Genomic DNA, 7159 nt, shown 5'->3' on the forward strand with positions numbered 1-7159 from the left:
AACCTAAGCCCTCTCCTCCCCTGAGGGGGAAATTAGAATGAGGGTTAGAATGAATACGATTTCATAAAAAACCTTAAATTAAGCTTCTCCAATAAATGATACATATTTTTAAAAATATTGCAAGTCCCTTCAAAAAAAATAATATCAATTATTGATTTAATTATAAAATTATTCATATCCTTTTTAAGAGATGTTATAAAGCTCAATCATTCCCTGAACAATTTATTGATGAAAACAAACTATATCATATTTTAAACATACCATAAACAAAAAGTGATGCTTTAGAAGAATTCTTACTATAAAAACCATTTAAACCTCCAAGGTTTGGATGGATTTGGAGTTAAACTGACTCATATATAGGTTATAATAAAAACCCTTTTTATCCAATAACTGTTGGTGGTTTCCCTGTTCAACAATTTCACCTTGGTTGATAACTAAAATCAGATCGGCATTGCGAATGGTGCTTAATCGATGAGCGATCACCAAGCTGGTTCTTCCCTTCATAAGATTAAGCATAGCTTTCTGAACGTATTTTTCCGTTCGGGTATCAATGCTACTGGTTGCCTCATCCAAAATCAAAATTGAAGGATTCGCCAGCAATACCCGGGATATGGCAATAAGTTGTCTTTGCCCCTGACTGAGATCGCTCCCATCTTCAGTGAGGATAGTATCATAACCGTTTGGTAAATGTCGAATAAACTGTTCAGCATTAGCTAGGCGTGCCACATCTTGAATTTCTTGATCCGAAGCATCAAGACGTCCATAACGAATGTTGTCCCGAACTGATTCGGCAAAAAGATAAGTGTCCTGTAAAACAATACCCAGTAGCGATCGCAAGGCTGATCGTTTGATATCACGAATATCAATTCCATCAATGAAGATTTTTCCAGATTCGACATCATAAAAACGAGTTAAAAGATTAACTATGGTCGTTTTTCCCGCACCAGTTGGTCCGACTATAGCAACGGTTTGCCCGGGAAAAATATGAAAACTAATGTTTTTTAAAACTGGTTCTTCAGGTTTATAACTAAAGCTCACCTCTCGAAATTCAACCTCTCCCCTAATATCCCAAGTCTCAGCAACATCAGGCGAATCAGCTGTTTCGGGTGGCTCATTCATAACATCAAAAACTCGCTCAGCACTGGATAGTCCCGACTGAATTATATTGAACTGATTGGCTAATTCATTCAAAGGACGAGCAAAATGACGTGAATAAGTTATAAAACTGGCAATAACACCTATGGTTATGATTTGACGAATTGCCATATAACCACCCACACCTGCTACAACGGCGAAACCGAAGTTATTTAACAAATTCATTAATGGAGGGAGAATACCCGAATAAATTTGAGCACGTATTGCTATTCCTTTTAAAGCAGTGTTTTGTTTTTCAAATTCCTCAATCTCTTGCTTTTCTCGATTGAAGATTTTTACAACCTTCTGCCCAGAAATATTCTCTTCTATTAAACCATTCAAATCGCCCAATTGTGACTGTTGTCGAAGAAAGGATTCACGAGTTCGGCTAGCGATCATTCGTGTGAACAAAAACACCAAGGGAATAACAGTTAGACTCACTGCGGTTAGGAGTGGACTGAGCCAGAGCATCATAATAACCGTTCCAATCAGGGTAATAATGCTGGTAAAAACTTGTACAATACTTGAACTGAGAGCATTGCTGATCAAGTCAATATCATTGGTTAAACGGCTCATTAAATCTCCGTGCAGGTGTTGATCAAAATATTTTATTGGAAGATATTGTAATCGGGAAAACAAATCCTCTCTCAAGTGAAATACTGTTTTTTGTGCAACCTGAATCATAAGACGGTTTTGAATATAGGTAAAAAGTGAAACCAAGATATAAATACTAATCAGCATCAAAGCCATTCTCATCAAACCATTAAAATCACCGGGGATTATATAATCATCGATAGCTTTTCCAATGAAATAAGGTCCTACTAAATTTAAAATTGAAGATAACAACACCGAGATAAATATAAAAAGCAGGGTTCCACGATGGTCTTTTAAATAAACCCATAACTGTTTTACTGTTTTTCGAGTATCTTTTGGTTTTGAAATCGGTCCCGGCATTTGATGAGGACCATGTCCTCCAATTCCACCCATGGGGCGACCTGGTTGCCGAGATCCAGAATAAAATCCTGACTTTGAAGCTCTCGGATCAATCATATATTGTCACCCCTTCTCCCAATTGAGACTGATATATCTCTTGATAGATAGAATTGTTCTTCATGAGCTGGGAATGATTTCCTTGACCAACAATCCGCCCATTGTCCAAAAGTAAAATACAATCAGCATCTAAAACGGTGCTAATCCTCTGGGCAACAATAAAAATTGTAGTGTCAACCAGAGTCTCCTTTAAAGCCGAAAGAATCTTTTTTTCTGTTGCCAAATCTACAGCGCTGGTGCTATCATCCAGTATTAAAATGAGCGGCTTTTTTATAATAGCCCGCGCAATGGCAACCCGCTGTTTTTGACCACCAGAGAGGTTTGTTCCTCCTTGACTAATCGGCGTATCATAACCCTCAGGAAATTGACTGATAAACTGATCGGCTTGAGCTATTTTTGCAGCAGCAATAACATCTTGATCGGTTGCCCGAGTATTGCCCCATTTAATATTTTCTTTTATCGTTCCGGAAAAAAGGACGGTATCTTGGGGTACCATACCAATTGACGATCGTAAAGTTGTAAAATCGAAAGTACGAACATCTCTTCCATCAACCTTGACTCTCCCCTGGTTAACATCATAGAGTCGTGGAATTAAATTCATTAAAGTTGATTTCCCTGATCCCGTTCTACCTAATATAGCAACGATTTCCCCTGGTTGAGCGGCAAAGGAAATATCTTTCAAAGCTGGTTCGTTTCCATCTTCTCCATATTGAAAGGTAATCTTTTCAAATTCAACCATTCCCTTATTTAATGGAGCTTGGTCGGGTTGAGAAGGGTCCTGAATCTGGGGGACAATGGATAAAACCTCATGAATACGTTCTGCAGATGCATTTGCCCTAGTTATGAATATAAATATAGCACTCACCATCATTAGGGAAAAAAGAATTTGCATAAAGTAATTAATAAATGCCATGATCTCTCCAACCTTCATTGTTCCCCCACTTACTTGTATACCACCAAACCAAATCACTGCCACCAAACTTAAATTCATGATTAACATCATAACCGGCATTATTGATATGACCAACTTAAAGGCTTTTATTGTGTTGTTTATTAATTCACTATTGGTTATCGAAAATCGTTTTTTTTCGTATGTTGAACGGTTAAAAACTTTTATCAATCGAATCCCTGACAAATTTTCTCTCATTACAGCATTTACTCGATCTAACTTCTGCTGAACCATGATAAATAATGGAAAGCTTTTTTGAATAACAAAAAACAAGATAAGTAAAAGGGCAGGCACAGAAGCCAAGAGAATCATAGCTAACCGAGCGTTGATAGAAATAGCCATAATGATTCCCCCAACACCTAAAAGCGGAGCTCTTACCATGATTCGTAATGACATGAGGACCAACATCTGAACTTGGGCAATATCATTGGTTAAACGAGTGATTAAGGTCGATATCTTAAAAGTTTCCAGATCAGCATAAGAAAAACTTTGAATTTTTTTAAAGAGGTCAGACCGAAGATCAGTCCCAAAGCTCTGACTGGCAATACTGGCTGCAACTGTGCAACCCATTCCTCCCAACATACCAATCAGGGCTATACCAATCATAAAAAGACCGGTTCTCATAACCAAGGTTAAATCCTGACCGGCAATTCCTACATCCACAATCTTCGCCAATAAGGTTGGTTGAAGAAGGTCGACTATTACTTCGACTATCATTAAGAGTGGCGCTAAAACCACCAATTTCCAATACGGCTTTAAATAGGCGAGTAGTTTTCTCAATATGTTTCCTCCGAAGAGAATGAATAATGACCTTGTTTTCTTTATCCCTAATTACGCATTGGATCAGAATCGAACTCGATAAAAAAGCATAGTCCCAGTAAAGGGCTTGTGTCAATAACCTGATCGAATCGAATTGCTCAAATTTTTGCTTAAAACGAACGTTGAAGAGAAAAATCTGATGAAAGAGCAACTGATTTTCTTGACTTTCACCGATTTTCGGTTTTTGGCTATCCACAAATCATTACCGACTATCGCCAATTTTTTTCTTTTTAAATAAAGGCTTCAGGGTTGGATACAATTTTGCATAGAATTGAAACAAGTTTTTATATATCTCTCGGTTCTTTTCATGAGGGTAAAATTGTCGACCTTGAGTCCATAAAGGTTCAATATCGGAAAAACCTCTTTTTATCTTCATCCCCACCAAAGCACAAAGCGCAGCACCGAAACAAGGGCCTACGGAGCTTCCGGTTGGAACTGTTACTTTACAACCGCATACATCAGCTATTATTTGACTCCATACCTTGCTTTGGCTTCCACCACCTGTCACAACCATCTCCTTTATTTTGGTCGGATCCATCGTTATTTCAAGAGCTTGCCGAACTCCAAAAGCCACTCCCTCTAAAGTTGCTCGGATCATGTCAAGATCGGTTGTCTGATCAGTAAGTCCAAAAAAAACTCCAGTGGCATTTGAATCTCGGTAGGGACATCGTTCTCCAACTAAATAGGGCAAAAAGAACAATCCATTCGATCCATAAGGGATGGTAGAAAGAAGGTGTTCCATTTCATGATATTTCCTTTTCTTTTCTCCTATTATAACCCTTAAAATCCAATCATAGGCACGACCAGCGTTGAGCAATGGTGCAATATATAAATATTGGTATAAATCTGGGCCACTGAGAACAAAAAGTCCTTCAGATTGAGGTATAGAGTACTCAGATTTTACCGTCGCAACCCATCCGGTGGTTCCCAGATAACAATGTGAACGGTCGGATCCGACCACTCCCGATCCTAACTGTGATGCGCCGGCATCCCCCAACCCACAAAAAACCGGACACCCAGCAGTGATTCCAGTTTGCATCGATGCGTCTTGACTGACGACACCAACCTGTTCTGTTGCTGGAACGATAGGGGGAAAAAGAGAACTGCTTAAACCAATATCTTCTATAATTGCCTTTTCCCACTGTCGTGAAAGGATATTCATGGAACCGGTTGTTGAAGCATTAGTCGGATCGGTTACATATTGGTTGGTGAAACGAAAAATAATAAAATCCTTGGCTCCGCTCACCATTGTTTTGGCCAAATGATACCATTCTGGATGATGCCTTTTTATCCAGAGTAATTTTGCTACAGTCGTGGCGTGGTCAATTCGATTTCCAAAAATTTGTTGGATTCTTTTTTTCCCTATTCTTCTACTGATCAAATCAGCTTCTCCGGTCGCACGAGAATCGGAATAGAGCAATACTCGATGAAGAGGATTACCAGATTGATCAAGAAGTAAGCAGTTTTCCATTTGGCCACTCAAACCGATCGCCACAATTTGTTGAGGATTTAAATTCCTCTTCCAAAAAGTATCCAATCCATGAATGACCGCATTCCACCAATCCTCTGGCGATTGCTCAATCCATCCCGGATAGGGATAATAAGTTGGATATTCTTCTCTTGTAGAAAGTATTTCATTCCCTTCAAAATCATAAAAAGCCATTTTCATCCCGCTGGTCCCAACATCAATTCCAAGAACCCCGGGTTGCTTTGGGATCGATTGCATGGTATCACCATCTACTTAGTAAACTGCATTAGAAACGCAGCCTACAGTGTAATGAAAATATTTAAAAGATTAGACCCTCACGACTTCCTAATACGAAGTCTCAGGATGATTCATCATTATATATAGTTCTTTCTTGATGGGAAAAGTCAAAATGGGGATGAAGTTTTTACTATTCTCCACCCACAATTTACTACTCACTGTATTAACAAGATAATCCTTATTTTCACCTTCTCATGGCTTATCTGCTGTTGGAGTTGGTCATGGTGAGAAAAAATATTTTTCATTGTTTTTGGATTGTTTTAAACACACTGAATTATCCTCTCCACTCATCGATATGCTGCAATATGACCGCAAGAATAACAATCATTCCAGTCACGATGTCTTGGAGAAAATAGGGAACCTGCAGCATGGTCAACCCATTAGCCACTACCCCGATGAGTAAGCTACCGATGAAGGTACCCCAGATATTAGGGATGCCAGCCTTAAATGCTGTCATTCCTAAGAAAACAGCAGCATATGCCTGAAGAAGCATTCCGCTCCCACCGGTAGGATGGGCAGATCCAAGTCGAGATGCTAAAATAACTCCGGTAAAAGCTGATAAAAGTGAAGATAGCCCAAAAGCATAGGTTTTATCGCGACTCACATGAACACCGCTCAATCGGGATGCAACCGGGTTCCCCCCAATCGCATATAATCGGCGACCGAACTCCGTCCAGCTAAAAATAAACCAGAAAAAAACCACCACTGCAATCATGAGAATGGTTGGAACTGGAATAAAGCCGATTTTCGCCTGACCGAGCCACAGAAAAGAATCGGGAATACCACCAAAAATGGTTGCTCCTCCAGTATACCAAAAGGTAACCCCTCCTAATATTGTTCCCGTTGAGAGAGTCGCAATAAATGAAAATATCCGAAAGCGAATGATCAAATATCCGTTTCCTAACCCAAATAGAAACGACAACCCAATTGGAATGAGCATCGAGAGAACGACATTCATTCCTTGAACGGTAAATCCGGCAGCTAGGACTCCACCAAAGCTGGCCACTGCTCCGATAGAAAGGTCAAATTCAGCAACCACCATAGCAATGGTCGCTCCAACCGAAATAATGGTAAGAAGTGAAATTTGACGAGTAATATTGACCAAATTGGCAAAGGTTGGAAAAGCTCCTGGCTTTAAAGCCGAGAAAATTACCACAACCACCAATAAAGCAATAAGAGTTCCATATTGTCTTAGAATTTTATTGCTCATTCTGTTTCATTCCTTAAACAGCTCCGAGATAAAATATCAGTTTTGGTGATATTTTCATTGGGAAATATATCAACGAGTTCTCCATGGTTCATGACCCCAATACGGTGGCTGATTGCTAATATTTCCTCAATGTCTGCTGAACAGACAATGATTCCCGTACCCTGTCGGGCAAGATCATAGAGAAAACGGTAAATTTCTCTCCTCGAAACAACATCGACTCCAAGTGTCGGTT

Annotated in this window: 4 protein-coding genes and 1 pseudogene; all 5 read right to left on the reverse strand. The window is 39.4% G+C overall.

Going from position 1 to position 7159, the window contains the following annotated elements:
• Positions 1 to 309 precede the first annotated feature (309 nt).
• The gene (locus PLK24_RS06290; protein WP_433873405.1) at positions 310 to 2121 is read right to left on the reverse strand and encodes an ABC transporter ATP-binding protein; all 1812 of its coding nucleotides are present in this window, start codon (positions 2119 to 2121) and stop codon (positions 310 to 312) included.
• A gap of 55 nt (positions 2122 to 2176) precedes the next feature.
• Positions 2177 to 3913: an ABC transporter ATP-binding protein gene (locus PLK24_RS06295; protein ID WP_324477377.1), complete on the reverse strand. Its 1737-nt coding sequence runs from the start codon at positions 3911 to 3913 to the stop codon at positions 2177 to 2179.
• Between the two features lie 241 nt (positions 3914 to 4154).
• On the reverse strand, positions 4155 to 5678 hold the full coding sequence (locus PLK24_RS06300; protein ID WP_324477379.1) for a xylulokinase: 1524 nt from the start codon (positions 5676 to 5678) through the stop codon (positions 4155 to 4157).
• Positions 5679 to 5991: 313 nt separating this feature from the next.
• Positions 5992 to 6927, reverse strand: coding sequence for an ABC transporter permease (locus tag PLK24_RS06305; RefSeq protein ID WP_324477381.1), 936 nt, complete (start codon positions 6925 to 6927; stop codon positions 5992 to 5994).
• Positions 6924 to 7159, reverse strand: a pseudogene (locus PLK24_RS06310) (hypothetical protein); the annotation flags it as partial. The pseudogene PLK24_RS06310 and the gene PLK24_RS06305, both read right to left, overlap by 4 nt.

The sequence above is a fragment of the Atribacter sp. genome, assembly GCF_035418125.1.
GTDB lineage: Bacteria > Atribacterota > Atribacteria > Atribacterales > Atribacteraceae > Atribacter > Atribacter allofermentans.